Origin of the sequence: Fervidicella metallireducens AeB, assembly GCF_000601455.1 — a bacterium.
Lineage (GTDB): Bacteria > Bacillota > Clostridia > Clostridiales > Caloramatoraceae > Fervidicella > Fervidicella metallireducens.
Genome location: NZ_AZQP01000145.1, coordinates 1 through 872, shown reverse-complemented (window position 1 = coordinate 872; position 872 = coordinate 1). Strand labels below are relative to the sequence as shown.

Genomic DNA, 872 nt, shown 5'->3' with positions numbered 1-872 from the left:
TAAGGAACTGGTACAGCATATTTTGACGCACTTCAATTAGAAAGTGGCTCAATTGCAAATAGATATAACCTAGTTGAAAATCCTGATTTTAAATTTGGCACAACGACACCAACCTTCTGGACAAAGGGAAGTGAAACAGATGCAACAGATGTGTTAACAACTGTATCAAATCAACCTAAATCCCTTGACAATAAGGCTTTTAAATTTACCGGATCAGCTGCATCAAGAAAATATATATACCAAACAGTAAATGTTTCAGGTAAAGCAGGAGACGCAATTATACTTGGAGGATGGGTTAAGGGAGACTCAGTTCCTTTAGTATCAGGTAGAAAAATCCACTTACATCCACAATAAAGGATGCCGCAGGAACAACAGTTATAAATTCAAAGGCAACCTATACAATAGATGGTAACTATATTAGTGAAGTTGAGGATTCGGAGGGAAACAAGGTACTTTACAGCTATAACAGTACTAAGGGAACTCTAGACAAGTTAACTGATGCCAAGGGAAGTGAAACAAACTACGTCTATGATGATCTTGACAGGTTAACTCAGGTTTCTGAAAAGGAAAGTAGTGCACAGGATGCAAAAACTATAACCAACAGCTACGGTTATGAAAATGACAAAATAAAGACAATAACACATAATGGCTTTAGCTATACCTTCGGATATGACAGCTTTGGAAACAACACAACTGTTTCCGTAGGAACTCAAAAGCTAATTGAAAATACCTATAATCTTGTTTCAGGAAAACTCCTTTACTCAACCTATGGTAATGGTCATAAAGTAAGCTATGATTACGATGACCTTGACAGGGTTACAGCAGAGAAATACAATGATGTTGTCAAATTCAAATACGAATACGACGGCAGT

At 36.8% G+C, this 872-nt stretch carries 1 protein-coding gene; it reads left to right on the top strand.

Annotation, left to right across the window (positions count from 1 at the left end):
- Positions 1 to 150 precede the first annotated feature (150 nt).
- Entirely contained in the window at positions 151 to 354 is a 204-nt protein-coding gene (locus tag Q428_RS14190; protein ID WP_035382093.1) for a hypothetical protein, read from the top strand.
- Positions 355 to 872: the final 518 nt, after the last annotated feature.